This window comes from Bradyrhizobium manausense (genome assembly GCF_018129685.1).
Classification (GTDB): Bacteria; Pseudomonadota; Alphaproteobacteria; order Rhizobiales; family Xanthobacteraceae; genus Bradyrhizobium; species Bradyrhizobium manausense_D.
In genome coordinates, this window is sequence record NZ_JAFCLG010000013.1 from 1 (window position 1) to 24,057 (window position 24,057).

Genomic DNA, 24,057 nt, shown 5'->3' on the forward strand with positions numbered 1-24,057 from the left:
CCTGCGCGCCGGCGATATCGAGGTGACCGCTATCCACAGCCACATGCTTGATGAGCAGCCGCGGCTGTTCTTCATCCATTTCTGGGCCAATGACGATGCCGAGAAGTTAGCGCACGGCGTTCGCGCGGCTTTGGAAAAGACCGCGATCGCGAAAACTCAATGATCCAAGCTACCGCCGTCCGGTTCGGCCGGCGCTCCATCAGAAAAGGAAAGCCAATGAAAGTTGTTCGGAACGTTTCAGCTTGCGCCGTGATGATTGTATTCGCGATGTCGACGGCCAGCGCGCAGCAAGCCATAAGAGGGACTGTGACGGGTATCGACGAGCCCGGTGGCAGGATTTCCATCCAGCAGACAGCCTCCGGCACGGTGGGGGCCACCGGCACCGCCGCGCCCGACAGTTACAAGGTCAAGGATGGCCTGCTGTTCAATGCCGTGCATCCCGGCGACAAAGTGGCGTTCTCGGCCGAAACCATCGATGGCGCTAAGACGATCACTGAACTCGAAAAGGAATAACGGCGACGCCGTTGGCAGGCAACGAGTGGGCTGTTACCCGTCTGGAGCGCACGGCCCCGGCGCCTCCTGACTACCGGCGCTGGCGTGGTGGAAGTCCCAACGACTAGACCGGCCTGATGTCGCTACCGACCCTCGCTTTCGGATGGGATTTCCAGCCGAGGTTCTCGGCGCTGGCGGTCATGGAGGCCTTTGTCCACCGATGGGTGGGACGTTCGATGAAGCGCCACGTCGCCCAGGCCATGACGACCGTTCCGGAGACGATCGCGGCGGTCCACAGTTCGACGTTGTCGACCGGGGCCGCCGCCGCGAGGATCGTATAGCCCATCTGCATGTGCAGCAGATAAAGCGGATACGTTATGCCGCCTGCGGCGAGGACCAGACCGGCAGGCAGCGGCAGCTTTCGAATCCGCGTCGCGAAAAAGATGACGACGATCGAGACGAGGCAGATCGCGGCTACGATGCGCGCGTCGAACGAACCGCCCGTATGAACGCCGAGATGTTCGAGCTTGTGGATCGCCTGAAAGACCGACGTGCCCACGGAAAGCGCGAAAATGCCGTAGAGCTTGAGGTCCCGTCGCCCGCGGTAATATTCGTAGATCAGCAGCCCGACCGCGAAGAACCCGCTGTCGTCGGCCATGAACAGCTTTTTGAAGATCGGCGCGTCGATCGTGAGCTCATTGGCAAAGGTGATGCCGAGCCAGACCAGGATGATGGCGTCGATGCGGCGCGGGAAGAGTCCGAGCGCCAGGAACGCCGCTACCCAGGCGTAGAACACGATTTCGATCACCAGCGACCAGTAGGACGTGTCGACGTAGGATTGCCCTAGCAGGCTGTTGAAAAACGATTTTTGAGAGGCACCATGAGCAACATTGATTCAAGACCCCGTCGCTCGACGCAAGAAAGATTCAAGGTGAGAGCTGCTTCGATTCGATTGTTGCTTCGGATCATCCTCATCTCGCATTTTTCAACAGCCTGCTAGGGCAGGTGCAGCTACGAACAAGTTGGCAAGCCACTGCGCGAAGCTGACGTCGAAATTGGTGCCGCCGAGCAAAAGGATCGTCGCGAACGTCAACGTCATGCAGAACAGGAAGGTCGGATAGATGCGGCTGAACCGCGCGATGGCGAAGCCGACGGGGGTCCGGCTTTCGCCGGAATAAGCGATCACGAATCCGCTGATGGTGAAGAAGATGGGAACGCCCAGAAATCCGTATTGCGCGTAGGAGGCAAGATACGGAAGCGCGACTTGCGGCACGCCGTTCGAGGCTGGGCCCCAGAACCCATAATGATAGAGGACGACCGCCGCGACGGCGACCAAGCGCAACAGATCGAGTCCGGGTACCCGCGAGGGGTCGGAACGGTAGGTCGCTTCGGACATGTCGTTGCCTCCCGGGAATGACCGCGCATCATCGGCGCGGCTGTTGAAGATGTTGTTAACGGCTGTGGCGGGATCCGCTGAGTATGTCCGTTTCAGGCCGCCGGGTAGCGCTTCGGATCGGCCCGGGGGTCATGTCGCCACCGCCAAAATCTGGCCTGCCGCGGCGCACAGGAAGACCACCAGCCACGGCGGCGTTCGCCAAAGGAACAGCAGCAGAAAAGCGAAAGATGCGAGGGGGAAATCGGCCTTCGTGAGGATACCAGACGTCCAGACGGGATCGTAGAACGCAGCGAGCAGAAGCCCTACGACCGCGGCGTTGACGCCGCGCAGCGCGGCCTGGGTCGCCGTCCGCCGCCGGAGCGTTTCCCAGAACGGCAGGATCCCGATCACCAGCAAAAACGAAGGCAAGAAAATCGCGAGGAGGCAGAGGACGGCGGTCTTCCAGCCGCCGATGACGGCGCCGAGATAGGCCGCGAACGTGAACAGCGGTCCCGGCACCGCCTGTGCGGCGCCATAGCCGGCCAGGAACGCGTCGTTGCCGATCCATCCGGACGGAACGACCTCGGATCGCAGCAGCGGCAGGACGACGTGGCCGCCACCGAAAACCAGGGATCCGACACGGAAGAAGGTGTCGAACAGGCGAACGCTTTGACCGTCCGTGGCGGCGGCGAGTACCGGCAGGCTCCCCAGCAGAAACGTGAAGACGATTAACGCAAGAACGCCCACCGTCGGGCTGGCCGGAAGCTTTAATTCCGTTGGCTCCGCCGGCGGCCCTTCCCTCAGGATCGCCAGGCCGACGGCCGCGCCCACGACGATGGCTCCGATCTGGCCCCACGCCGACGGCACCGCAAGAGCGATCGCGGCCGCGATCACGGCCAGGGTGACGCGCTGACGATCAGGCGTGAGGCTTCTCGCCATTCCCAGGATGGCCAGCGCCACGACCGCGACGGCTGCGACCTTCAGACCGTGTAGCCAACCGCCGCCGGCGTCTCCTGCCGCGGAAAGCCCGTATGCGAACAGGACGAGCGCGAGCGCTGACGGGAGCGTGAACGCCGTCCAGGCGGCCAGCGCGCCGAGGTAGCCTGCCCGGGACAGACCGATGGCGATGCCCACCTGGCTGGAGGCCGGCCCGGGTAGAAATTGGCAAAGCGCCACCAGATCGGCGTAGCTGTGCTCCTCGAGCCATTTGCGGCGTTCAACAAACTCGTTGCGAAAATAACCCAGGTGCGCAATCGGCCCGCCGAACGATGTCAGGCCGAGTTTCAGGAAAGCCGCGAATACCTCGCCGGCGCGTCCTTTGGTGTTCTCCCCGCTCATGCGAAGGCGCCCGAAGAGAATGTCAGCGCTTCATCGCCTCGCCGGTGAATTCCCGCACCTTGTGCTTTGCGAGATCCAATCCGCGCTTGCCGACCTTGGTCGCCTTGTAGAGCTTCTTGGTCACACGCCCGTCCCGCTGCACCCGCGAGGTCAGATAACCCTTGCCTTCCATGGCGTGCAGCATCGGATAGAGCGTTCCAGGGCTCAGCCGATAGCCGTGCCGACCCAACTCGTCGATCATCCACTGCCCATAGATTTCGTGTTCCGCAGCATGATGCAGAATGTGTAGCCGGATGAAGCCGGAAAGCAGGTCGTCGAATTTCATCGTCAAGGTTCATGCGCGGTTCGGGCCCCTGTATCGATTAACGATATCGGGAACCGATAGTGAAGCCAAGCGTTCATCGCCATTAGCGTTGATGATCCGGAACACCGGTCAACCGTAGGCCGATTGGTCAATCTATTTTCGTCCGATGGTCATCGCAAATTCAGTCAGTAGGTGTATAACTTCGCCGGTCGCCTATGATGGTTACGGTCTTCATCCCTTGATAGAGGAGATCGACCGCAGATTTCAGCGCGCCGATCCGCGTCTCTTCAGAAATTGAAACGCGCTTTCCATCTTGGTCGGCTCCGCCTTCTACCAAGTACGACATTCTAAAATCTGATCATTTGTGGTGCTGATGTACAGGCGCTCCGCCTTCATATCCTCTCAGGCTGGCATACCGCTGAATCTGTCCGGAATCGAGGAGCGCAGCGGTGGACAAATGATATTTGAGGTGGGTTTCGCGAAGATCTCCTTGGGTCCGAGCAACTGCAGCAGTTAGGGTCTGGAGGCTCTCAGGAGTAACGGCCCGCGAGGCAAATTGCCGCTCGAGCTCGCCTTCCCGTTCGATCAACTTCACCCCCAACGGAATCGACTCGCGCTTCATGGATTCGAACAGTGTCCGCACCGCCGAGATCTGGTCCGGTTTCAATTCAAGCTTGTCCGCAAGTTCGAGGACGTGCGACGGACCGGGATAACCGTTCAGTTCGGCGGCAAGCGCCATTCCCATGCCGCGTCCCAGGTTAAGATCCGCAACCTGCTGCTCCGACAGCGCCTTGACGGTCCGGCTCTGCATTCCTTGGTATGGGCTTTCGGCAAAGGAGTTGCCCGTGGCGAGCAGCAGGGCGGCGATCGTAAGAATGCGCTTCATTGGAGGTCCTCCGTGAATATCGCCTCACCTTCGCATAAAACGGCTGAACTGAAAACGCTGCGTGTTGCCGCCGGGGGTGATGTGATCGTGCCACCTTGAATCGACCAGGCTGAACTCGGGTCCGAGAACGGAGGCAACGGCTTCCGGATCATAGCGCACGATCGGCAGCCCGCTGCACCTTTCGGGGCCGTCCGGAGCGAACGTCGCAATGATCACGTGACCGCCCGCGCGCACCGCTTTCTTCAGGCGGACGACATATGCATCGCGATCAGCGGCCTCTGTGAGAAAATGGAAGGCGGCACGATCGTGCCACAGGTCATACGTCCTCGAAGGCTCCCAGGCCGTCACATCCCCAGCGACCCAGTCGATCCTGTCGGCGCGCCGTCCGAGCCTCTTTTTCGCCTCGTCGAGGGCGTTTGCGGAAAGGTCGAGTACCGTTACTCGGCTGAATCCCTTCTCAAGCAGGCTATCAACAAGTCGTGAAGCACCACCCCCAACGTCGATGATGTCTGCATCGCTTCGTATGCCGGTTGCGGCGATAAGATCGAGTGACGGGGCCGGGCTCTCCTGAAACCAGCTTACTTCCTTCTCGGCCTTCGTCGCGTATACGTTCTGCCAATGAGCTTGGCGGTCGGAATTATTCATGGCTGCGTCCCCTCCTCCTATCCAAGGTGCATCATAGATGGCCGTGCCTCCCATTCTCGACAACAAGCACCCTTCGGCGCCTTCGGTCTTCGTGCCCGCAGCGTTGATGCGGGAAGCGCGACGCCAGAAGAACATCAAGGAGACCGACGTCCCGACCGTTTGCCTGCTGGATCCGGACGGCGATCTCGTCCGCCATCTTCGCCGGACCGGGCGCGCCAAGCCGTTCGCAGGATGGCCATGCTATCATACCGAACTCGATGTATTCTCCCTCGCCGGCAGAGATGTCGGCATCGTCGGGCGGGCAGTCGGCGCTTCTTTTGCGGTCCTGGTGGCTGAAGAACTCTTCGCCAGCGGATGTCGCCTGCTGATAAGTTTGACGTCTTCCGGGCAGATCGTCGCCTCCGGATCCCCTCCGTATTTCATCATCATCGATCGCGCATTGCGCGACGAAGGCACAAGCTACCACTATGCTGAGCCATCGGAGTACGCGAGCGCATGCCCGCGGTTGCTGGCGGCGGCGGTCGAGGCCCTAAAGCAAGGCGGCCCGAGAACGATCACCGGCGCGACCTGGACCACGGACGCTCCCTTCCGCGAGACGAAGGAAGCCATTCAGGCCGCGGCCGACAAGGGTATTCTCGCCGTCGAAATGGAGGCAGCCGCTCTGTACGCATTCGCCGCGGCGACGAACTGCAAAGTCCTGTGCCTGGCTCACGTGACGAACACGATGGCTCAAAGCGGCGCAGACTTCGAAAAAGGCGAGGACGACGGCACGGTGGATGCGTTGGCGGTGCTGGGCACGGTCGTAGCTGCCTTGGCCGAAATGTAGCTGTCAAGCTCACGCGCCGCGGCTGCCCCTCAAGATCGCGGTGCCAGCAAGATCACGACGGCACCGACCATGCATATGCTCGCCCCGGTCACGTCCCAACGGTCTGGACGCTGGCCTTCGACGATCCAGAGCCACAGGATCGATGCGACGATGTAGACGCCGCCGTAGGCCGCGTAGGTCCGACCGGCGGCGTCGCTGTCGACGAGCGTCAGCAGGTAGGCGAACAGCGCCAGCGATGCCATGCCGGGCGCAAGCCATAGCGCCGACTTGCCAAGCCGAAGCCACGCCCAGAACGCGAAGCATCCCGCGATCTCGGCGATCGCCGCGCCTACGTAGGCAAGCATCGTGATCATGTTAGGCCGCTCCACTCCCTCATCAGATTCGTCCCGCCCAATCCGCCATGAACTGAGGAAGAATCCGGACCAACTCGCTTTCGAGAGCCTTATCGAGACCGGACAGGATCAGCAAGCCGCTGGCAATGAGCACGCCGCCGAGAACCGCCTTGCCGCCCTTGCCGCACGAAAGCATGCGGCCGCGCCAGCGCATCAAGGTTTCGCGCGAAAGCATGCCAAGCAGCAGGAGCGGCAGCCTAGGCCAATCGACACGATAGCGGTGGCCTTCGCTGTCAATTCCTGAGTCGCCTGTTGCCTTCGAAGCCGTAAAATGACGGTTACGATCAGGCCCGTGACGGCTGCGATTCCCACGTACAAGGTCCATCGACTTGCCGCCCCTCTACCGCTGCCTCCCACTATCATGGCAATCACGAAGCTGGCTACCACCGCGGGCAACACTCCAAGCACGATCGGAAGGTGTCTCGCCACCCAGCCGGCGACGCGTTGAGATCGCTGCAGCTTCGGAGCGAGCAGGGTGAGCAGCCGCTGGCTCCATGACCAGATCGCCAGCGCCGCGAAAGGCGTCGCAAGGGCGAATATCACCAACTACATCCCGGCATCGTCGATCATGACCCTGAGAATTTCAGCCGATTGCTCGGGATAAGATAGTCCGGCGGCCGCCAACAGCGAAAAGACAATCCCGACCCTCACGACCCGAAACGGAAACAAAATCCGTCGCAGCCACCGCAGACGGACTTGTCCCAAACGAAAAAAATTGAATTCTGCGGACTGAAGAGTATTGCCAAAACCGGAGTCCCATTTCCAAAACGGCTTTGCCGAATTGGCATGTGCGCTTGAACCAAGCAGTCGACGAGGTTCGGCTAATGAAGCTCATCATGGGAATTGGAGCCTCGCACTTTGTCGGCGCCCATCCCGAGCAATTAGCTCGAGGAGCGCGCCGAGGCATCATAGTGTCACGGCGAACGAAGAGTGCCTATCCATTTTTAGCCCGTCGCGGCCGCGTTCACCGAACTTGCGCTTGCCGTAGATGCTCTGTGGTGAGCAGACGTCCTTGCGATGGACCCGGTTACAATGGCAATAGCGGATCTACTCCGCCGCCTGGCCGCCGCGTTCCTCAGAAAAGCTGAGCCCGTCCTGGAGGTTAGACTTGGAGGGTCAGTGACTTATAACAAAAGTGGTTGCGGGGAAAGGATTTGTACCTCCAGCTTCACCTTGTCAGCGCAGCATGAAACAAGTGGTACGAAGAAGTCGGCGCGATCAGCGTTCTCGTTGCTGAATTCTCACCCGCTCACCGTTCCGGATTTGCAAAGCATCACCTTTATCGCCTTCCGATCGATGACGGTCCTGAGCTGGTTCCATGACGGTTGCTCGGCTGAATGAGTGTCCTTGTCCGAGATGGTGTGCAATTCGTCCCCTCGCCGCTTCCATGATGCTGTGACGCGCGCGTTCATCCTTAGGAAACACTCGTTCCAGTACTTTCTCGATCAGTACCATTTGGGATTGCGCCGTGACCAGGTCGGGATCGCGCGCCACCGTCTGCTGATCGGCCGTGCGAAATTTCTCAGCTGTCACCCGCCAGCGATTGCGCGGCACCTGCCGCTGTTCGATATGCGCGTGTCCACTAGTGGCGTCGATCACCTTGATTTCCTTTGTGACCTGCTCGACCCCGTCCCTTCGCACGTGAACGCGGTCGCCGGGCTTCGCGTTACTGTCGGCGGTCGCCCTTTCAAGACCCACGCCCCACACCTGATGCTGCCGGCCATTGTCGAGCTCGAGAGCAACATAAGTGGAAGCCTCGGCATCGGTACGATTGCGGTAAGGCGCCTGACCGACCTCGATCAGGCGTCCCGATATGCCTTTGTCGTAGTCAAACTTATCCGCGCGCTCACCTCTATTGGAAGCCGAACGAGCCTCGACCTCCGGCGTGCCCGAATGGGTCCGGTCCCAGACTTCTCGCCGATCAGCGAGCGTCTGTCGGTCAAGCTCTGTTGGCTGATAGCCCTGAACCTCTAGTCCGCGCGCGCCGGCTTCAAGCCAGGCCTCGCGCCGGAATTCCACGGACCCGCGGACCTGGAGAGACTCCCATTGCCGATGTTGCGCAACGCTGACCATGTCGCGGATCACCTCGGCCGCCGCGAGACGTGTGACCAGGCGGTCGTCGGTGACCTTGAAGGCGAGATACTCGCCGCGCTCGTCGGCGTAAAGCCGCGCCTCGCCGTCTGGTCCATCTTTTCCGGGCTCATTGGTCACCACATAATATTTGCGCCGGATACGATCGGGCAGCGCATTGTCCTCGACCGTCGCGGAGGATGACTTGTCGGCCGGCGCTGACTTCGCTGCGGAATCCTCTCCCGACTTGTCCCTGCCGAGATCGTGCCCTGTGCGTTCCTGGCGTTTGAGGCTGAAGGCCTCGCCGTCGTCACGCATGTCGCTCATGCTGTTGTCCGTTCTGCTTGCGGCCGGACCGGCGCGCCGGCGGGGTGGCCTGGGCGTCGATGTAATTCAGGGTCCAGGCTTTCATGTCGTCCTCGGATAGCCCTTCAAGGTCGACGTCCACATCGCCGAAATCGAAACTCGCATTTGCAGGAATTGTGGAGGGGTCGGCCACCTCCTCGTCGGTCATCGGCCGCGTTTGAAATACCGCACGCAGTTCGGCGACCTCGGAGCGAAGCTCCTTGATTTCGGCGTCAAGCAGTGCGTTCGAGCGGCCCCTGGGCATCTCTGGGACAGGTGGCGGTAGCAGACGTGTGAGGAACGCCTTGTCTTCGTAATATACGATCTTGTCGGCAATGATGGGCGGAATGCCGGTGCCGAGGATGAAGGCCTTGGATTTTGGGAGCAGTTTGAGTTCTTGCGGAAGCATGAGCGCGCGACGATGCTCGGAGATCGTCTCGCTGGTCGAGCGCATCGCCAGTCCTTTCGGTCCGCTGCGGCTACGCGCTTTCACGGTGTCGTAACCGATGCGCTCTGAAAGTTCATTAGCGACGTCCTGTTCTTTTGGTGCGAACACCACTTCGACGGCGTGGTTGGTCATGAAGTTGCGGGCCCCGTCGATTCCATAGATTGCGCGTAGCTGCGCCGGGCTTTGAACCACGGTGAGCAGGCGGATGCCGTAACCGGCGATGAAGGCAACCGATTTCGCCAGCACACTGACATGACCCAAGGCGGGAAATTCGTCGAGCAGCAGCAAAACCTTGCGAGTGAGTTTTGGATTCTGTTCGGGCAACTCGCGGGTATTGAGATCGACCACCTGCTGAAAAAACAAATTGAGGAGCGGCGCCATGCGGTCGAGATTATCCGGCGTCACGCCGAGGTAGATCGACATCGGCCGCTGCCGCAGCGACCGCAGGTCGAAATCGTTTGTCGAGGTTGCCGCATCGATGCGCGGGTTGAGCCATAGACCGAGGCGCGCCGTCACGGTCTTGCGCACCGAATTCATGGTGTTCTCAGAGGCGGCAAGGAAATCGTTCAGCGCTGTGATGCAATGCCGGGAAAGCGGCGACATACCTGACTTTCGCGCCGCGATGAGTTTCTCGAAATGCGCCTTGAGGTCGGGGGCGGCGGACAGCTGGTGCAGGATCTCGCCGATCGTCAGTGGAAGGCCCGGCGTTTCTGCGACATAGCCTCCAACAGCGACAAAGGCCGAGCGGGCCGCCTCGAACCAGAAGGGGTCGCCGCGGCTCTCAGCCGGAAACAACATGACGGCGATGCGCTGCAGATCGTCATAAAGATCCGGTGGATCGCTGCGCACATAACCGAGAGGATTATAGCGCGCGGTGCGCCCGGTTTCCTCGAGCGGATCGAACAGATGGACCTCCTGACCGTGGGCCGCCCGAAATCCTGCGGAGCGATCCCAATTCTCTTTCTTGACGTCGAGAACAACGACGGAATCCGGCCAATTGAGCAGGTTTGGAATGACATAGCCGACGCCTTTTCCGGCGCGGGTCGGTGCATAGACCAGGACGTGTTCGGAGCCTCCGAAGCACAGCAGCGCACCGTCCTTGCGGCCGAGCAGGATGCCTTCAGCGGAGCGCAAGCACGCGGCCTTGATTTCGCGCCCGGAAGCGAAACGGGCGCTGCCGTGAAGAGGGAGAGGACGGTGACGGAGGATACTGCCAAGCAGTCCGAAGACTACGATCAGGCCACTGAGCGTCGATAGCGTCAGCCAGCGGTCGAAGCGCGGGTCGGCGCCGTAACGCGGCCAGCCCGTGGCGATCTCCAACCAGTGGAACCCGCCGTCATGCAGCCGCAACCCGAGCAGCAGAACGTTGGAGGCGACCAGCAGGAACAACGCGCAGGCTGCAAGCGCGAGCGCGCTGCCGAACGCCGCCTTAGCTGATGTGGTCGCGTTTGCGAACGGGGTCATAATAGATTTCCGAAATGCGATAGCGGCCGTCGCGCTTTTGCATCTGAACCACGACGTCAACCAGCAGCAGCAGCAGCGAGCGGATATCGTCGCGATGAAGATCGCGTCCCTCCGCGCTTTCCTTTACCAATAAAGTGAGTTGTTCGAAGGCGAGCCGGGCACTGTCGGCATGAACAGTGGTGATAGATCCTGGATGGCCGGAGTTCACGTTCCTTAGATAGAAGAAGGCGGTGCCATCGCGCAGCTCCTGCAGCAGGATACGGTCGGGCCGCATCCGCAGGCAGGATCCGAGCAGTTCGCGCGGTCCGATCTTGGCAAGACCCTGCCCGTCCTTGGCGTAGAGCAGCCGGACACAGTTGTGATGCGGAACGACGAGTTCGGCGGTATCCTCGATCGTGATCAGCCGCTCATGTGCCGGGATCGCCGCAATCAACGCCTTGGACAGCGTGGTCTTGCCCGAGCCGGTCGCACCGGAAATGATGATGTTGCGCCGGGTCCGCACCGCAAGCTCGAGAAACTCGCGCCAGGCACCGGCTTCTTTCAGGGCAAGTAGTCGATGCTCGCCGGCAGTCAGCTCGTCACTGGCGGCGCGCACCTCATCGAACAGTTTTGCTTGCTCGAAGGCGTCGAGCGTCATCGTCAACATTGATGGCTTGCGGATCGTGAGACTGATCGTGCCCGGGGGCACAGCCGGTGGCACCACGATCTGGCAGCGTTCCTCGCCGATCAAGCTGGTCGAGACCACCGGATGTTCCGGACCGATGTCCTGGCGAGTGTGGCCGGCGGCCGCGGTCGCGAGATGCATCAGGTAAGCATGGGTGAGTGCCGGTGCTTCATGCCGGGTCCAGCCGCCAGCTCCTTCCACGAAAATCTCGCCGGGGCGGTTGACGACGATTTCGGTCAGGGTGTCATCCGCCAGATACGGCGCCAGCGGCTCGAGATAACGCGCCAGCACGAGCCGGCTACCATCGCGTTCGATCGAGTGTACCGCGCTCATTTTGTCACCACGGTCGGGGCCACGACGACTCCGGGGACGGTGCGGTCCAAAATCTGTGTGCGGGTCTCGGTCCGCCGCAGTTGATAGACCGAGGAGAAATCGACATCACGGGCGACAAAGATATTGACCAACTCGCCCTGGTTCTTGTTCAGCGTCGGCGGAATGTTGATCGACTGCTCGACGGCGATACCGGCGGCGGTGTTGGTGGCTCCGGTGGTATTGTTGACCTGGATCTGGCTGTCCTGGAGTTGCTGGCGCCCTATAGAGGATGCGTCGTTGACGATCGATAGCAGCAGTGCAGAACCGAACCGCTCCCAGAAATGGGTGTCGAGGTCGCCATCGAAACCGGCGCGGCCTAACGCGTCGGTTGCCGGCGACGCCAGTGCCGCGATCACGCCGGTTGGCGTCTTGGCGCGGGTCCACAATACGAACATGCGTTTTGAGCCGCGCCGCACATTGCCGCGATATTCGCCGACCACTTGCGTGCCTTTTTCCATCAGCACGACGTTGCCGGAATCCGACATCACGTCTCGCATGACGACGCAGGAGACGAAGCCCGCCACGTCCGACGACATCGCCGTCTCCAGCACGCACGGGATCGACGTTCCCTGCGTGACCAGCAGGTTGCGATTGGGAAGCCGTGCCGCGCGCACCCCCTCGATCGGCGTGGGTTTGAGCTTGTCGGCAAGGTCGTTGCGCGGTTCCCCTCGCTCAAAACCGTAGGGATCGGTGCTGATGGTTCCGGTCACGCCGTCGCGGGCGGCATGTCCCGATGAAATCGGCCGATTATAGGCCAACACCGGCGCGCGCCGCGCACTCTCCAGCATTTGGTCCTGCGCGGGAACAGGTGCTGTTGACGTGGCCGCGGCCGGGGCGACCAGGATGGATGCCGTCGTGGTCGGCGCTGCCGGCATCTCCTTAACGGGTTCGAACGCCGCTGCCTGCCGGATCATGAGCTTGCGTGCGGAATCACTGACCGGCTTGTCGCCTTTCCAGGTCCCCCAGATGATCAAGAAAGCAAACGCAATCAGCGCCAGCGCGCCGAAGCCGCGCTTGAGCATCGCCGTTCGACCGTTGTCGCCTCCTCCGACGGGCGTAATCCCACGGTCATCGGCCGGCGTCTCGTTTTGAAGCTCGGTCATATCGCGCCGCCTATCGTGACTTTAGGGATGGAGGTGACTTCTTCGCCCGCCGCTCGATCGACGGACTGGTGGTGTTGGTCCCTGGATTGACACCGACCGCGTCAAAGGCCTCGTTGAAGATGCAAAGCACGTTGTCTCCCTTGCGCAATCGGAACTCTTTTGCGGTGGCATGAACGACCACGAGCTCGCCGCGAACGTCTTTGGGCACCAGACTTTCAGAGCCGTCCGAGTTGATCAGGTAGATCGCCGGAATCTCGCGGTTGCCCGCAAAGCGAAACGTGGTTTCCTTGCCGTCATCGAATACGGCCTCCGGCTCAAGATCGACCGAGCCCTGGGCCGAAAAACGCCAATTGCGCCCGCCGTAGGCGTGATGCAGGTCAAAAGTTTGCTCGATCAAGGCGCCTTCGCGCTCGGCGCCGCGGGATGCCGCCTCGGTGCGCCGGCGCTCAATCTCGTCCCCGGGATAGGCGAAGCGAACCACGAAGTAGCTGTCCGCCAGCGTCGTCTCCGCGATCGACAACTCGAACTGATAGGAGCGCTTGCGGCCGTCGGGGCGGGTGGTGACGACCTGAAGATTGGTCGGCGGATGTTTTTCGCGCGGTTTTAGGAAAAGGATGGATCCCGCGGGAGCGACTTCCCATGCGACCGCGTCGCCGATCGCGACATGCGCCACCTCCTCGTCATCGGCAAAGAGGACCTGAGTTGAAGCGCGGATCACGCCGTTCAGTCGGACCACGTTGGCCGGGTCATAGGTCACCGTGCGGACGCGCGCATCGCGCTGCCCTGGAGACGGTTGTTGCAAGGCCATAACAGGACTCGCAATGCCAAGCACCAATATCATGAAAAGAGCGAGACGCTTCATGGCACGACCTCCGGATCGGCGCGATATTCCGAAACCAGAAAGCCGAGCGGATTGACGAGGCGGTCGGCGGAGGACATCGGCGCGTTGGCGTAAGAAAATGTCAGGGTGGAGACCCAGTGGGTCACGCGGGTTTCCTCGCCCTTTCGGCTCTCCTTCATGAAACGCACGGACGCGACGTTGTCGGCCAGCAGCGAGATCGCCTTAATGCGCACCGTCGCGATCCCGAAACGGCCTTGCACGACCTGCGGGCTTTCGGGATTGGAGCCGCGATACCAGGCCGCGAAACGGGCCTGCTCGCCCTGCCCCGACAGTAGCGATATGGTGCGGAAGTTGGTTTCGGCCTCCGGGTAGCTATAGCCCTCTCGCGCCCGAACATAACGTCCGAGGAAATACTTGGTGACCGCCTCGTCGTATCGTGACGATGTGGATGTGAGCGCGGAAACTGTCTCGACGATGCCGGTGGCATTATCGACCCGGATCACGAACGGCTCGACGGTTTTCAGCGGTGCTAGGGCTGCGACCGCGCCGACCGAGGCGACCGCCAACGCACAAGCGCCCGCTGCAATCACCCAGGCTACTCGCCTTGAGCGATGGGCGGACAACAAGAGATCCTGCTCCCATCGCCGTGCATTCTCGAAGTAGGTTTTCAGATCATCCTGACGAACCATCTCATGTCTCCTTGCCGCAGGGGCGGTAAGAAGCGTTGGTGTCGGCAAAGCGGCTTGGCGCGAAACTCATGACGGCTGAAGTCGAAGGTGGATTCGAGCTGGCATCGCCTTTGCGGATGACCGGTGCGGATGGTTGGATAGGCGGCTCAGGCACGGCCAAAGGCGTACCGGTTTCCCAGTCCCACAACGAACGATTGAGCGGCCGCCGGGCTAGACCGTCGCACGATGGTGGTGCTTTGGACCAGATCGCGCAGCCTCCAAGCTGCATCCCGATCACACACAAAATTGAGAGTCGGTACCACATTCTTCGCATGCCCCTGATTTCCTTGTCGGCTTGATGCCGGCGATGTCGTTTTCCCGTCTAGGCGACCGTTGCCCCCTGCGATCGGGTGCGCCGCATGCTGCCGCCCTGGCGACTAGCCCTCATCGCCGCGAGGCCACGGCTGGCCGCCCCGCGTGCACCGGCGTAGGCACCGCCGGCTGCGGCCGTGGCATTGGCGATCAGCGGGCTCGTCACCATCCGGCTCGCGAGTGAGGCGCCACCTCCGGCAAGGCCGCCCGCGATAATCGGCAGTTGTAGTGCGATATAGCCGGAGAGCCCGAGCACGGCGCTGATGGCGACCGCGGCAACCACTAATTCGCCGGCCGTTCCGGCGTTTGTTCCGAACTTATCAATGAAACCGCTGACGGTGGTCAGCATCAGCCCGACGAGCGCAACGACCAGCACCAGCAGGATCACGAAATTGGCGACCTGCCGTAGCCAGGCCTCGGTAAACGGGCGCGTGGCCTCAAATAATGCCAGCGCGATGAAGATCGGGCCGAGCGCGATCACGACGCCGAGACCAATTTTGGCATAGAGCAGGATCGCGAATTGGAGAAACGAACCAACAGCCACAAAGACAAGAAGAATGGCCGCAATCAGCGCCGGCACCACGTTGGTTATTCCCGCTTGATCGTAGATCTTGTTGGCGACGTCGATCCCTTTGGAGAGAAGCTGATCGAAAGGAACTCCGGAACTGGTGTTCAGTCCCGAGCCCGCCAACGCATTGCCGATTTCCTTTGGCAAGGAATCGAAGAACAGGCCGGTGACGTACTGCTGGAACGTACTGGAATTGGTCGCGAGCAGCACGACGATCACGATCCGCATTGCGCGCCAGGCAAATTCCATGATCGGTTCGGAAATGGCTCCGCGCATCACGGCGAAACCGTAGAGGATCACGTAGAGCATCACGGCGACGCGCAACGGACCGTCGATGTACGAGGCAAGATTCGACACCGAGGTCGATACGAAGGTCGTGATCGGCTGCTCAAACTCTTTTAGGAAACTGTCGAAGACGTTTATGGCCATCGCGGCGGTCCTTTATTTCAGGGCGTCTTTCATCTCTTGGACGGTGACCTTGTTGCGGGCCTCAACGGCGTTGACGCAGTTGGGTGTGTTTGCGAGTTCACCGGGGTTGTCGCGGCAAGCCTTGAGAGTCACCGCAAGCTCATCCCGATGATCGAAAAACCAGCCGACCGTCTTCGTCTGACGACTTGGGTCGGCCTCATTGCAACCGGTGAGACCGGCGGCAAGGGCGATCAACAGCAGAAAAGAAATCTTCGCCTTCATTGCAGTGCCGCCTTGATTTCGTCGACGAGTTGACGTTGTCTTTCCCGCTCCCGCTGTCCGTCCATGTCGGTGCGTGCCTGCTGGATCATCGCGAGACCCTGCATTCGCAGCACGTCGTTCTGCAGCAGCGCCTGTTCGGCCTGCAGCCGCGCCGAGAGATCCAGAACCTCCTTGACGTCGGTGGCCGAGCTGATACGGGTCCTGAGTTCCTCGAGTGCGTCGATGCGCTGCGAGGCCGTGTCGTAGACCGCCTGACCCATGGAGTGCTTGGCGCCGGTCTGCCGGGCGATCCGGTCGAGTTCGCTCTGGTAATACGAATTGCCGCTGTTGCCCGCATAGGCGCGGTTTTGCGAGAGATACTGATTGATCGAGTTTGCGAAGTTGCCGCTGCCCTGCCCCGCGACCAGCTTTTCGATATCGGAAAACTGTTGCGGCAGCACTTTACGAAACTGCGGTGTGTTCAACAGCGCGCCAATGTCGTTGGTGTTGGTCAGCTTGTTGAAACTGTCGTAGAGCTGCTTGGCTTGGTTCAACTGGTCCTGCGCGACCTTGAGCTGAGACGTCAGCGTATCGACCTGCTTTTTCAGTTCCGTCAGTTGCTCAAATTGCCGTGCAAAGACGTTGGGATCGAACACAATCTCCGCTCTTGCAGGTGATGCCATCAGTAGGGTCACGACTGACACGGACGCGAAAATCGCCGGCATACGCTGAACCATCATCGGACTTTCCTCCGCTCCGCCTGAAACACCGGCAGCCATTGGACCGGGTCGTCGCCGACCTCCCCCCGAATGCGATCGAGCAGTTCGACCGTTTCCGTCCGTCCCGACAACACGGCGAGTGCGTCGTCAAAACCGCCGAGATCGAGCTCCGCCACCACCGAATTGTGGCCTTGCTTGACCAGGAAGCGGCGGCTTTCGGGAGCCAGCTCCTCCTTGATCAGACGGAACTCGGTGTCCGTGAGGTGGAATCCATCGACATAGTCCGACCGCGTTCCCCGCGCATTCGGCAGGAAAATCTGGGTAGGGCATTGTTCGACAATGGTGTGTGCAATCGGCGATGCCAGCGCATCCCGGGGCGACTGGGTGCCGAACACCATGACGCCGTTCTGCTTGCGGATGGTTTTGAGCTTGTTGTTGGCGAGATCGCGAAACGCCTCATCTCCGAGCGCCTTCCAGAACTCGTCGATGTCGATGATCAAGCGCCGGCCGTCGATGAGGCGCTCCACGCGATGAAACAGGTACATCATCAGTGGTGTGCGCACCGTCGGGTGATCCAGCAGATCGGTCATGTCGAAGCCGATGAAACGGGCGTCGAGGCCGATCGCGTCTTGCTCGCCATCGAGCACCCAGCCGTAGGGGGCGCCGCGGCACCATCGCTCGAGCCGGGCGCCAATCCCCTCGCGATCCTGTTGGCCGAGAAAGGCCCGCAGCGCACCGAAGGAGCGCTCCTCTTGCCGGAGTTGAGACAGCGCCCGCAAACCCGAATCGATTCGCTCCTCCTCAGTGACGGTCAGGGGACGGTTTTCGAGTGTGACGAGCTTCCGGACCAGTTCGCCCAGGAAGGAGAGGTTCGCTGGCGTCAGTTCCAGCGCCTTGAGCGGCGCACAACCGGTAGGGACGCCGTTGCGCAGCGTCAGATAAATACCGCCGGCAGCACGGATGAAGATCTCGGCGCCGCGGTCCTTGTCGAAGAACACATAAGTGGCGCCGAGCCTCTCGGCTTGCGACAGCAGGAAATTCTGAACGACGGTTTTGCCCGATCCGGAAGGGCCACAGATGAAAGTATTGCCGAGGTCGCCGTGATGGAACGAAAAGTAGAACGGCGAGCCGGACGCGGTCTTGAGCATCGCAACCGCCGGTCCCCAATGGTTGCCGTCAGCCTTTCCGACCGGATAGGTGTGGAACGGCGAGAATGCCGCGAAATTGCGCGAGCTGATCGCACCCGCGCGAGCTCTGTATTTGAACAGTCCAGGAAGCTGCGCCCAATAGGCCGCCTCAAGTCCAAGGTCTTCGCGCGCGACCACGGCGCCCGCGTCGGCCAGCGCGCGCCGGGCCACGCTCATGTGCCCCTGCAATTGCGAAGGCGTATCGGCTGAGAGGAGCAGCGAGAGGTGATGGTCACCGAGGGCAAACCGGTTGGATTCGAGGTCGTCAAGCGCGTCAGAGAGTTCGTCGATCTGCGAGGCCGCCGGATCCTGAGTCGAAACGAGCTGGTTCTGCTTGCGCGTCAGCACTGTCTTGGCGTCGGCCTTTGACAGAAAAGCAAAGGATTGCGCGAGGACGAGTTCAAAGGGAGCCGAGAGTAGCGCGTTCAACAAACCCGGCCGAGTGGACGCCGGATATTCCTTGATCCCGAACATGCCGGCGAAGCGCGATCCGCCCGCGCTGCGTATTTCGAGGGCTTCGCGTCCAAAAATGATGCGGTTGGAATAGAGCGCGGGCCCGATCGGTCCTTGCGGCAATGGCATTGGCATCCACTCGCCGGAGGTGACAGCGTGGAGCAGTTCCATCGGTTCCGAAAACACGATGCCGTCGCGCTCGACCAAACCGACGGCACGAGCGCCGTAACGCTCAAGTGCCGCGACGACATCGCGCGTGGCATCGCCAAGTCGCTTCAAGGCCTCGCTGTCAACCTCCGCTGATTGGCCGGCCGCGCGGCCGAGTCGCTTGAAGAACGCCGCCGCTGCGTCCGTAGTGGCGCGGCCGGGATGCCATACCAGCGTGAGGTAGAGGTCGTTGCGAAACAGCGCTTCGCTCCGAAGCCGCTCGCGATATTGCGCATCAAGGGAGGCTGCGAATGTCGAGCGGAAAGTGCCGCTCGGATAATCCGATGTCTGGCGACGGATCAAATGGGACCACAACGCCAGCCGGTCGTCGGCGATATTGCGTAGCGTGAGGTTGAGTTTGGCATGAAGGTCATTCAGGTCGGCCGCCTCAGCCGTCTCAAACGAGGTGCCGTCGATCTTGATCACCGTGATCAAGGCGCGGGTTGAGAGGCTAATGACTGTATCGGTCACGTGCCGGCCGAACGGCAGATAGACATCGGACTCGATCTCGCGGGCTTTGGCCGCTGCGTTAGGCATAGCCGAAATCCTTCGCTTGATAACGCCGAACCAGCTTCAGCGGCGTGCAGGACGATCCGCCCCAGAACAGCGCGTTGCGCGTGCGGCCCCGGGTCTCGATCCAGGCGAGCAAAATCCGGAACATGTTGGGATCGTGCCGGCAGATGATCCGGCAGAGGCCGTGGATCGGAAGCGCGACCAGCCCATACAAAATGCTCCCGGCCACCAGGAACAAGATGCAGGAGAACATCACATTCAGCGCCATCGCCTCCATCGTGACGCCGGCGATCATGGCCGGGCGGGTGCAGGCGAGGAATAAAGTGTCCTCGGTGAGACGCATGGGCTCATGGGTGACCACGATCATCAGCGACCCCCGGTCAAGGTCGAAACCACCTCGGAGGCGCCGAACGTAATGGCGACGCCAAGCACGACGTAGGCGGCCTTGCGCAGATCGAGATAACCAAACATCCAGGCGATGCCGACGATGATGACGGCCAGTGTCGCCAGCAGACGCGCGACGTTGCCGGTCAACATCGTGACGATGTTCTGCAGCACGCCCTCGATATTCGCGGTCTGCGCCAGCGCCGGTTCGGCCAGTCCGACGCTGAGAACGAGTCCGATGCAAAGAAGTGCTGTGGATTGCTTGAGGCGAGAGGGCATGTGAAGGCTTCCTATGAGAGTTGCGGCCGAGCCGGCCCGGATCGCGCGTTTTGTTGGAGATTTAGCGAGCAAGTCTTCCTCATCGCCCATAGACAAAGACTGACGTGCCCAGACCTGCGCGATAGGCGTCCCAGCTTGGGCGCTCCCTGGCGAGATCGGCACTGGAGGAAAGGTTGGCAGCGGGTTCGTCGGCAGGAGGTCGCGAGGGCACGTTACGTGACCCGGGTTCGGGCATTATGGGCCTGCCTCTCACCGTAAAGCTCTTGACAGCATCTAATGCCCCTTTGTGAGAATCGCTTCCGTCCGCAATCGCTGTTTGAAATCGGACCTGGAACAATCGGCTGAGGCCCGCGACATGTTGGCAAGCGTCGAACGTCGTGGCTATCGTCAGCCCTGCCAGCTTCATCTCTTCACGATCGAGTTGACCGAGGCCGATTCGAACGGGCTTGCCGGTCGCCGCCGCTTCCGTCGCAAGCTGGATGGCCTCATTTCGGTCGGTCGCCTGAAGGCGAATCGGCTTAAGCTCGCCAAGGGAGATCAGGAAGGGCTCGAACGAACTCGCTTGTTGCACGATCGCGGTCAATGGTGCCGCCATTGCTGGCGATGCACATCGCTCAACAAGGGTAGCGAATGCAGCGGGATCCATTCTTCAGCCTCCGATCAGGAATAAATCGACGCTTGCGCTTAGGCGGCGAAGGCGAGAGACGTCGGGGTTTCGATGGCGGGTGTAGAAATGTTCCCTGCCGCCCGGATTGCTCCGAGGGCATCATCGGTGACTGGCAACAGCCCCGCGACGGCTTTAGTCGCTCCGATCTGGCGGGGTTCGCCGAGGCGATCGAAGCCCCAGCCGGCCCGGCGCAGGATTCGCTCCATTCGCAGATCCGTGACGGTTGCGATCGCCTGAAGGTCTTGCTGCTGACCCCATTCAATCATCGCCGCGAAGAGCAGGAACGTCGCTTCCCTCAAACCCTTCTTCGCTGTGGCCGCTACTTTTTTGGTATCAACGCAGAAACGAGAGCTCTCCCAAATCCTGGTGCTTGTTGGCGCAGCCCGACCGTCCAACAAGACCGGAAACGTATCCGCCAGCATGTTGCGGCCGGTGGTCGGCAGCAGGCGGACACAACCGACAACGTCTTGCCGATCGATACCCAACAGATAAGTCGGCGACAGCGCATCGTATCGGTCGATCTCGAGCCCGCCCGACACCGAAACGTCCCATTCCAACCGATCCCGAAAGACGCGCCGTCGCAGACGATGCATCCCGAGCGTTAGCTCGGAATTCCGTAAGAGCGCCGGACGCGTGAGTGCGATGACATTCATTCTTGATCTCCAGCTGCGAATCACAGGTTCGAGATCCACGAAATCAGGAGCGGTCACCGCTTGAAGCTGTCAGTTTCGACAGGGTATCGGGAAAACTGTGGCCTGCCCCAAAGCTGCCGTAAGGTCGCCGTAGACGGCGCACACGCAGGGCGCGAGTGTCGGCGCAGTCGCGTTCACGTCCTGTTAGAATAAATATAAACTTGATCAAGAGGCACAATGAAAGATGTCCAAAGGGCCTGCCATGAATTTGTCGATTGTCTTCACACTGCTCGCACTGAAGATGATTTCCGGCGCGTCGCGGAGCGGACCGCGCACGGATTGGGATTCCGTTGGTTTGCTTATTTCGGGCGCGGCACGAATGCCCGTAATCTAATCTCGTCCTATCCGAAGAGCTGGACCGACCACTACTTCGATGAAAAATACGATGAGATCGACCCTGTTCTGCAGAAGCCGCTAACCCCCTGCCGAGTGTTTCCTTGGGACGGACGAGCTGCGCGATCCGCGAAATCCGCCAGAGAACGCCGTCTGTTTGACGATGCGCTCAGTTTCAAGATCAGGACAGGTTTGACGGTTCGGATTCCCGGCGGCAATGGACAATCCGCGGCGTTCACGCTGGCGGTGGATGACCGGAGCCTTGGACTCGACCGTTTCGTTGAGACCTCCCAGGATCTCTTGCAAATGATCGGCCTTACCTACCATGCGCATGTGAGCGCCAGGATTGGACGAGGCTCGTTAACCGATCAGACTGGCACCACGCTGACGCAGCGGGAACGGCAGTGCCTTGCATGGATATCTCAGGGTAAGACAATGCAAGACATTGCATCACTTCTCGACGTCACACCGCGCGGTGTGAAGTTCCATCTCGACAACGCACGGCGAAATCTTGCCGCATTGTCCCTTCCCCACGCCGTTGCGCTTGCGATGCGTCAGGGGTTATTGCCGTAAGCGATGCTTGGGTCTGGGTCATTGGCCGATCTCCGGCGCCTGCATCAAATCGGCCCACAGGATCTGCCGCTCACAGTTGTTGCACATGCCCCCATTATCTGTGTTTGCGGGTTCGTCGAGAGAGCAATTGGGCGTCCCCCTGTGGGGGCCGGGCTGGCGGCTGCGCTGAAGCCCCGCATGCGGGTCTTCCCCCTCGCGGGCGGCCATCCCTGACGCAGGCGGGGTGCGTGGCCCAATAGCCGCAAAGGCTGCCCTGATCTGGAAGCGTGCGAATCGATTGGTTTTACCTTCATTGGCGCTACACTTCATCACTGGCGGGCGATTCGTCGCCCATCCCCAGCATGGTCCTTTGTTCTTCGTAGGCCCTCCACTTCAACATTGGCTCGGCGGACCGACAAACGTGTCAGAAGCAGCATTCAAACTGAAACCATTGGAAGCTCCACACTATCGCGAGCCGCCACACAATATCGAAGCTGAACAAGCACTACTCGGCGCCGTGTTGATCAACAACGACGCCTACCATCGCGTTGCCGATTTCCTGAAGACGAATCATTTCTTCGAGCCTCTGCGCGGGACCATATTTGAGGTGATGAGCGAGCTGATCCGCTCAAACAAAATTGCCAATCCAATCACCCTTAAGACCTTCCTTCCTGCGACACTTGACATTGCCGGACTATCTGTTGCGCAGTATCTCGCACGCCTGGCTGCGGAAGCGACGACCGTCATCAATGCAGCCGATTACGGCCGAACGGTCTACGACCTCGCGGTGCGACGCGAGTTGATCAAGATCGCCGAGGACATGCTCAATGACGCATTTGACGCGGCCGTCGATTGCGCTCCGCAAGATCAGATCCAGCATGCCGAGCAGCTTCTGTATGAAATCGCCGAAACAGGACGCTATGGCGGCGGCTTCGAGACGTTTGAGACCGCGCTGGACAACGCCATTGACAGGGCCGCGCAAGCTTACCAGTCCGATGGCAGGCTCTCGGGGCTTGCTACCGGCCTCAAGGATCTTGATGCCAAAATGGGCGGTCTTCAACCGACCGACCTCATCATCATCGCCGGCAGACCAGGCATGGGAAAGACGTCACTCGCCACCAACATAGCATTCAACGTCGCAAGCGCCTACGACGCGGCACAACAGATCGACGGTTCGCTGAGGCCCGTCGCCGGGGGAATCGTCGCCTTCTTTTCACTGGAAATGTCGTCGGAACAGCTTGCCACCCGGGTGCTCTCCGAACAGGCGGAAGTCCCCTCCTCCAGCATCAGGCGTGGTGACATTGACGAGACCGATTTCAGCAGGCTGCTCGACTACCGCCAGAAAATGCGCCGCCTGCCGCTCTTCATCGACCAGACCGGCGCGCTCTCCATCGCCCAGCTCGCAGCCCGCGCGCGCCGTCTGAAACGACAGCGAGGCCTTCACCTCATTGTCGTCGACTATATTCAGCTCATGCAGGGCAGATCCCAGCGCGCCGCACAGAATCGCGTTCAGGAAATCACCGAGATCACGACCGGGTTGAAAGCGCTGGCCAAAGAGCTCAACGTGCCGGTCGTTGCGCTGTCCCAGCTCTCGCGCGGGGTCGAAAATCGCGACGAAAAGCGGCCGCAACTCTCGGATTTGCGCGAGTCAGGCTCGATCGAACAAGACGCCGACGTCGTCATGTTCGTCTATCGCGAAGAGTATTATCTCAAGAACAAAGAGCCCAGGCCGGGCACCGACGACCATCTCACCTGGGAATCCGAGATGAGGGAGCGCGCGGCAAGGCGGAGGTCATCATCGCGAAGCAGCGGCACGGTCCGACAGGGACCGTCGCCATGACGTTTCAAGGCGAATTCACCCGCTTCTTCGATCTGGCCGAACGCAGCCACTTAACACACTAATCCACGTAAGTACCGGCACTCGCTGCTCGATCACGCTTTGCTTTGCGGGGTCGCTGCAACGGCCAGCTCGCACGCGTCAACCACCACTCAGTCTTCACCGGTTCAATGGAGGGGCGGCACTTGTTCTCGCGTGTTGAAACGACGGCATGGACCCGCGAATGAACGATGTGCGGTTCGGCAAGGCCCGGCTTCCGGGAAAGGACCAACCCCGCTCTCGAATGGGCTTTCCTTGGTTCAAGCGCGGCCTTCCACGATCAACCCGCAAGGGGTTCGCTACGCAAGCGTGCGACCTCTTCGGCTTCGCCTGCGAGGTGACCGCGGCCTCCC

At 60.8% G+C, this 24,057-nt stretch carries 26 protein-coding genes and 1 pseudogene; 5 read left to right on the plus strand and 22 right to left on the minus strand.

Annotation, left to right across the window (positions count from 1 at the left end):
• Together JQ621_RS24935 and JQ621_RS24940 are read left to right on the plus strand one after the other, a co-directional pair.
• The coding region (locus tag JQ621_RS24935; protein WP_212238094.1) for a DUF1259 domain-containing protein at positions 1-163 on the plus strand (163 nt) is incomplete at its 5' end.
• On the plus strand, positions 160-513 hold the full coding sequence (locus JQ621_RS24940) for a copper-binding protein (protein WP_212237709.1): 354 nt from the start codon (positions 160-162) through the stop codon (positions 511-513). The genes JQ621_RS24935 and JQ621_RS24940, both read left to right, overlap by 4 nt.
• A 103-nt stretch (positions 514-616) precedes the next feature.
• On the opposite strand, the gene JQ621_RS24945 is transcribed toward JQ621_RS24940, so the two are convergent.
• The 6 genes from JQ621_RS24945 to JQ621_RS24970 all read right to left on the minus strand — a co-directional run bounded on the left by JQ621_RS24945 (position 617) and on the right by JQ621_RS24970 (position 5,040).
• Positions 617-1,387 (minus strand): acyltransferase family protein, encoded by a 771-nt coding sequence (locus JQ621_RS24945; RefSeq protein ID WP_409334247.1) that lies wholly within the window; start codon positions 1,385-1,387, stop codon positions 617-619.
• 90 nt (positions 1,388-1,477) lie between these two features.
• Entirely contained in the window at positions 1,478-1,888 is a 411-nt protein-coding gene (locus JQ621_RS24950) for an acyltransferase family protein (RefSeq protein ID WP_212237719.1), read from the minus strand.
• A gap of 129 nt (positions 1,889-2,017) precedes the next feature.
• Complete coding sequence (gene chrA / locus JQ621_RS24955; RefSeq protein ID WP_212237721.1) at positions 2,018-3,205, minus strand: chromate efflux transporter; 1,188 nt, start codon at positions 3,203-3,205, stop codon at positions 2,018-2,020.
• A gap of 22 nt (positions 3,206-3,227) precedes the next feature.
• Positions 3,228-3,530 (minus strand): PadR family transcriptional regulator, encoded by a 303-nt coding sequence (locus JQ621_RS24960; RefSeq protein ID WP_212237723.1) that lies wholly within the window; start codon positions 3,528-3,530, stop codon positions 3,228-3,230.
• A gap of 337 nt (positions 3,531-3,867) precedes the next feature.
• Positions 3,868-4,395 carry a hypothetical protein gene (locus JQ621_RS24965; RefSeq protein WP_212237725.1) on the minus strand — a complete coding sequence of 176 codons (528 nt, stop codon included), beginning with the start codon at positions 4,393-4,395 and terminating at the stop codon, positions 3,868-3,870.
• Positions 4,396-4,419: 24 nt separating this feature from the next.
• Entirely contained in the window at positions 4,420-5,040 is a 621-nt protein-coding gene (locus tag JQ621_RS24970) for a class I SAM-dependent methyltransferase (protein ID WP_212237727.1), read from the minus strand.
• Between the two features lie 37 nt (positions 5,041-5,077).
• On the opposite strand from JQ621_RS24970, the gene JQ621_RS24975 reads away from it, so the two are divergent.
• Positions 5,078-5,866 (plus strand): nucleoside phosphorylase, encoded by a 789-nt coding sequence (locus tag JQ621_RS24975; protein WP_212237729.1) that lies wholly within the window; start codon positions 5,078-5,080, stop codon positions 5,864-5,866.
• Positions 5,867-5,895: 29 nt separating this feature from the next.
• Here JQ621_RS24975 and JQ621_RS24980 read toward each other — a convergent pair whose 3' ends face one another.
• The 16 genes from JQ621_RS24980 to JQ621_RS25055 all read right to left on the minus strand — a co-directional run bounded on the left by JQ621_RS24980 (position 5,896) and on the right by JQ621_RS25055 (position 20,904).
• Positions 5,896-6,219, minus strand: coding sequence for a YnfA family protein (locus tag JQ621_RS24980; RefSeq protein ID WP_212237731.1), 324 nt, complete (start codon positions 6,217-6,219; stop codon positions 5,896-5,898).
• A gap of 22 nt (positions 6,220-6,241) precedes the next feature.
• Positions 6,242-6,583, minus strand: a complete 342-nt coding sequence (locus JQ621_RS35910) for a hypothetical protein (RefSeq protein ID WP_212237733.1) — start codon at positions 6,581-6,583, stop codon at positions 6,242-6,244.
• A gap of 893 nt (positions 6,584-7,476) precedes the next feature.
• Positions 7,477-8,655: an LPD7 domain-containing protein gene (locus JQ621_RS24990; protein WP_212237735.1), complete on the minus strand. Its 1,179-nt coding sequence runs from the start codon at positions 8,653-8,655 to the stop codon at positions 7,477-7,479.
• Positions 8,639-10,585, minus strand: coding sequence for a type IV secretory system conjugative DNA transfer family protein (locus JQ621_RS24995; protein ID WP_212237737.1), 1,947 nt, complete (start codon positions 10,583-10,585; stop codon positions 8,639-8,641). The genes JQ621_RS24990 and JQ621_RS24995 overlap by 17 nt, the downstream gene beginning before the upstream one ends.
• Complete coding sequence (gene virB11 / locus JQ621_RS25000; protein WP_212237746.1) at positions 10,551-11,582, minus strand: P-type DNA transfer ATPase VirB11; 1,032 nt, start codon at positions 11,580-11,582, stop codon at positions 10,551-10,553. The genes JQ621_RS24995 and virB11 overlap by 35 nt, the downstream gene beginning before the upstream one ends.
• Entirely contained in the window at positions 11,579-12,724 is a 1,146-nt protein-coding gene (gene virB10 / locus JQ621_RS25005; RefSeq protein ID WP_212237748.1) for a type IV secretion system protein VirB10, read from the minus strand. Before virB10 ends, virB11 begins: the two co-directional genes overlap by 4 nt.
• Positions 12,725-12,734: 10 nt before the next feature.
• Positions 12,735-13,586: a P-type conjugative transfer protein VirB9 gene (virB9, locus tag JQ621_RS25010; RefSeq protein WP_212237750.1), complete on the minus strand. Its 852-nt coding sequence runs from the start codon at positions 13,584-13,586 to the stop codon at positions 12,735-12,737.
• Positions 13,583-14,254: a VirB8 family type IV secretion system protein gene (locus JQ621_RS25015; RefSeq protein ID WP_212238097.1), complete on the minus strand. Its 672-nt coding sequence runs from the start codon at positions 14,252-14,254 to the stop codon at positions 13,583-13,585. Before JQ621_RS25015 ends, virB9 begins: the two co-directional genes overlap by 4 nt.
• Before the next feature lie 361 nt (positions 14,255-14,615).
• Positions 14,616-15,602, minus strand: a complete 987-nt coding sequence (locus tag JQ621_RS25020; RefSeq protein WP_212237752.1) for a TrbL/VirB6 family protein — start codon at positions 15,600-15,602, stop codon at positions 14,616-14,618.
• Positions 15,603-15,614: 12 nt separating this feature from the next.
• On the minus strand, positions 15,615-15,863 hold the full coding sequence (locus JQ621_RS25025) for an EexN family lipoprotein (RefSeq protein ID WP_212237754.1): 249 nt from the start codon (positions 15,861-15,863) through the stop codon (positions 15,615-15,617).
• Positions 15,860-16,582 carry a P-type DNA transfer protein VirB5 gene (gene virB5, locus JQ621_RS25030; RefSeq protein WP_212237764.1) on the minus strand — a complete coding sequence of 241 codons (723 nt, stop codon included), beginning with the start codon at positions 16,580-16,582 and terminating at the stop codon, positions 15,860-15,862. The genes JQ621_RS25025 and virB5 overlap by 4 nt, the downstream gene beginning before the upstream one ends.
• Positions 16,579-18,945: a VirB4 family type IV secretion/conjugal transfer ATPase gene (locus JQ621_RS25035; protein ID WP_212237766.1), complete on the minus strand. Its 2,367-nt coding sequence runs from the start codon at positions 18,943-18,945 to the stop codon at positions 16,579-16,581. The genes virB5 and JQ621_RS25035 overlap by 4 nt, the downstream gene beginning before the upstream one ends.
• Positions 18,938-19,288 (minus strand): VirB3 family type IV secretion system protein, encoded by a 351-nt coding sequence (locus JQ621_RS25040; RefSeq protein ID WP_249125556.1) that lies wholly within the window; start codon positions 19,286-19,288, stop codon positions 18,938-18,940. The genes JQ621_RS25035 and JQ621_RS25040 overlap by 8 nt, the downstream gene beginning before the upstream one ends.
• The gene (locus tag JQ621_RS25045; RefSeq protein WP_212237768.1) at positions 19,288-19,584 is read right to left on the minus strand and encodes a TrbC/VirB2 family protein; all 297 of its coding nucleotides are present in this window, start codon (positions 19,582-19,584) and stop codon (positions 19,288-19,290) included. The genes JQ621_RS25040 and JQ621_RS25045 overlap by 1 nt, the downstream gene beginning before the upstream one ends.
• A gap of 79 nt (positions 19,585-19,663) precedes the next feature.
• Entirely contained in the window at positions 19,664-20,230 is a 567-nt protein-coding gene (locus JQ621_RS25050; protein ID WP_212237770.1) for a lysozyme family protein, read from the minus strand.
• 38 nt (positions 20,231-20,268) lie between these two features.
• Complete coding sequence (locus tag JQ621_RS25055; protein WP_212237772.1) at positions 20,269-20,904, minus strand: acyl-homoserine-lactone synthase; 636 nt, start codon at positions 20,902-20,904, stop codon at positions 20,269-20,271.
• Between the two features lie 216 nt (positions 20,905-21,120).
• Here JQ621_RS25055 and JQ621_RS25060 point away from each other — a divergent pair, with 216 nt between their 5' ends.
• Positions 21,121-21,849, plus strand: a complete 729-nt coding sequence (locus JQ621_RS25060) for an autoinducer binding domain-containing protein (protein WP_212237773.1) — start codon at positions 21,121-21,123, stop codon at positions 21,847-21,849.
• Positions 21,850-22,249: 400 nt separating this feature from the next.
• Positions 22,250-23,730: pseudogene (locus JQ621_RS25065) on the plus strand (replicative DNA helicase).
• Positions 23,731-24,057 lie beyond the last annotated feature (327 nt).

Coding starts and splice junctions, on each gene's coding strand:
- virB9 (WP_212237750.1), bottom strand. CDS start 13,586: ATGAAGCGTCTCGCTCTTTTCATGATATTGGTGCTTGGCATTGCGAGT.
- JQ621_RS24950 (WP_212237719.1), bottom strand. CDS start 1,888: ATGTCCGAAGCGACCTACCGTTCCGACCCCTCGCGGGTACCCGGACTC.
- JQ621_RS24995 (WP_212237737.1), bottom strand. CDS start 10,585: ATGACCCCGTTCGCAAACGCGACCACATCAGCTAAGGCGGCGTTCGGC.
- chrA (WP_212237721.1), bottom strand. CDS start 3,205: ATGAGCGGGGAGAACACCAAAGGACGCGCCGGCGAGGTATTCGCGGCT.
- virB5 (WP_212237764.1), bottom strand. CDS start 16,582: ATGATGGTTCAGCGTATGCCGGCGATTTTCGCGTCCGTGTCAGTCGTG.
- JQ621_RS24975 (WP_212237729.1), top strand. CDS start 5,078: ATGGCCGTGCCTCCCATTCTCGACAACAAGCACCCTTCGGCGCCTTCG.
- JQ621_RS25025 (WP_212237754.1), bottom strand. CDS start 15,863: ATGAAGGCGAAGATTTCTTTTCTGCTGTTGATCGCCCTTGCCGCCGGT.
- virB10 (WP_212237748.1), bottom strand. CDS start 12,724: ATGACCGAGCTTCAAAACGAGACGCCGGCCGATGACCGTGGGATTACG.
- JQ621_RS24990 (WP_212237735.1), bottom strand. CDS start 8,655: ATGAGCGACATGCGTGACGACGGCGAGGCCTTCAGCCTCAAACGCCAG.
- JQ621_RS25050 (WP_212237770.1), bottom strand. CDS start 20,230: ATGGATCCCGCTGCATTCGCTACCCTTGTTGAGCGATGTGCATCGCCA.
- JQ621_RS35910 (WP_212237733.1), bottom strand. CDS start 6,583: ATGGACCTTGTACGTGGGAATCGCAGCCGTCACGGGCCTGATCGTAAC.
- JQ621_RS24965 (WP_212237725.1), bottom strand. CDS start 4,395: ATGAAGCGCATTCTTACGATCGCCGCCCTGCTGCTCGCCACGGGCAAC.
- JQ621_RS25060 (WP_212237773.1), top strand. CDS start 21,121: ATGAAAGATGTCCAAAGGGCCTGCCATGAATTTGTCGATTGTCTTCAC.
- JQ621_RS25035 (WP_212237766.1), bottom strand. CDS start 18,945: ATGCCTAACGCAGCGGCCAAAGCCCGCGAGATCGAGTCCGATGTCTAT.
- virB11 (WP_212237746.1), bottom strand. CDS start 11,582: ATGAGCGCGGTACACTCGATCGAACGCGATGGTAGCCGGCTCGTGCTG.
- JQ621_RS24970 (WP_212237727.1), bottom strand. CDS start 5,040: ATGAATAATTCCGACCGCCAAGCTCATTGGCAGAACGTATACGCGACG.
- JQ621_RS24960 (WP_212237723.1), bottom strand. CDS start 3,530: ATGAAATTCGACGACCTGCTTTCCGGCTTCATCCGGCTACACATTCTG.
- JQ621_RS24940 (WP_212237709.1), top strand. CDS start 160: ATGATCCAAGCTACCGCCGTCCGGTTCGGCCGGCGCTCCATCAGAAAA.
- JQ621_RS25015 (WP_212238097.1), bottom strand. CDS start 14,254: ATGGTTCGTCAGGATGATCTGAAAACCTACTTCGAGAATGCACGGCGA.
- JQ621_RS25055 (WP_212237772.1), bottom strand. CDS start 20,904: ATGAATGTCATCGCACTCACGCGTCCGGCGCTCTTACGGAATTCCGAG.
- JQ621_RS24980 (WP_212237731.1), bottom strand. CDS start 6,219: ATGATCACGATGCTTGCCTACGTAGGCGCGGCGATCGCCGAGATCGCG.
- JQ621_RS25045 (WP_212237768.1), bottom strand. CDS start 19,584: ATGCCCTCTCGCCTCAAGCAATCCACAGCACTTCTTTGCATCGGACTC.
- JQ621_RS25040 (WP_249125556.1), bottom strand. CDS start 19,288: ATGATCGTGGTCACCCATGAGCCCATGCGTCTCACCGAGGACACTTTA.
- JQ621_RS25020 (WP_212237752.1), bottom strand. CDS start 15,602: ATGGCCATAAACGTCTTCGACAGTTTCCTAAAAGAGTTTGAGCAGCCG.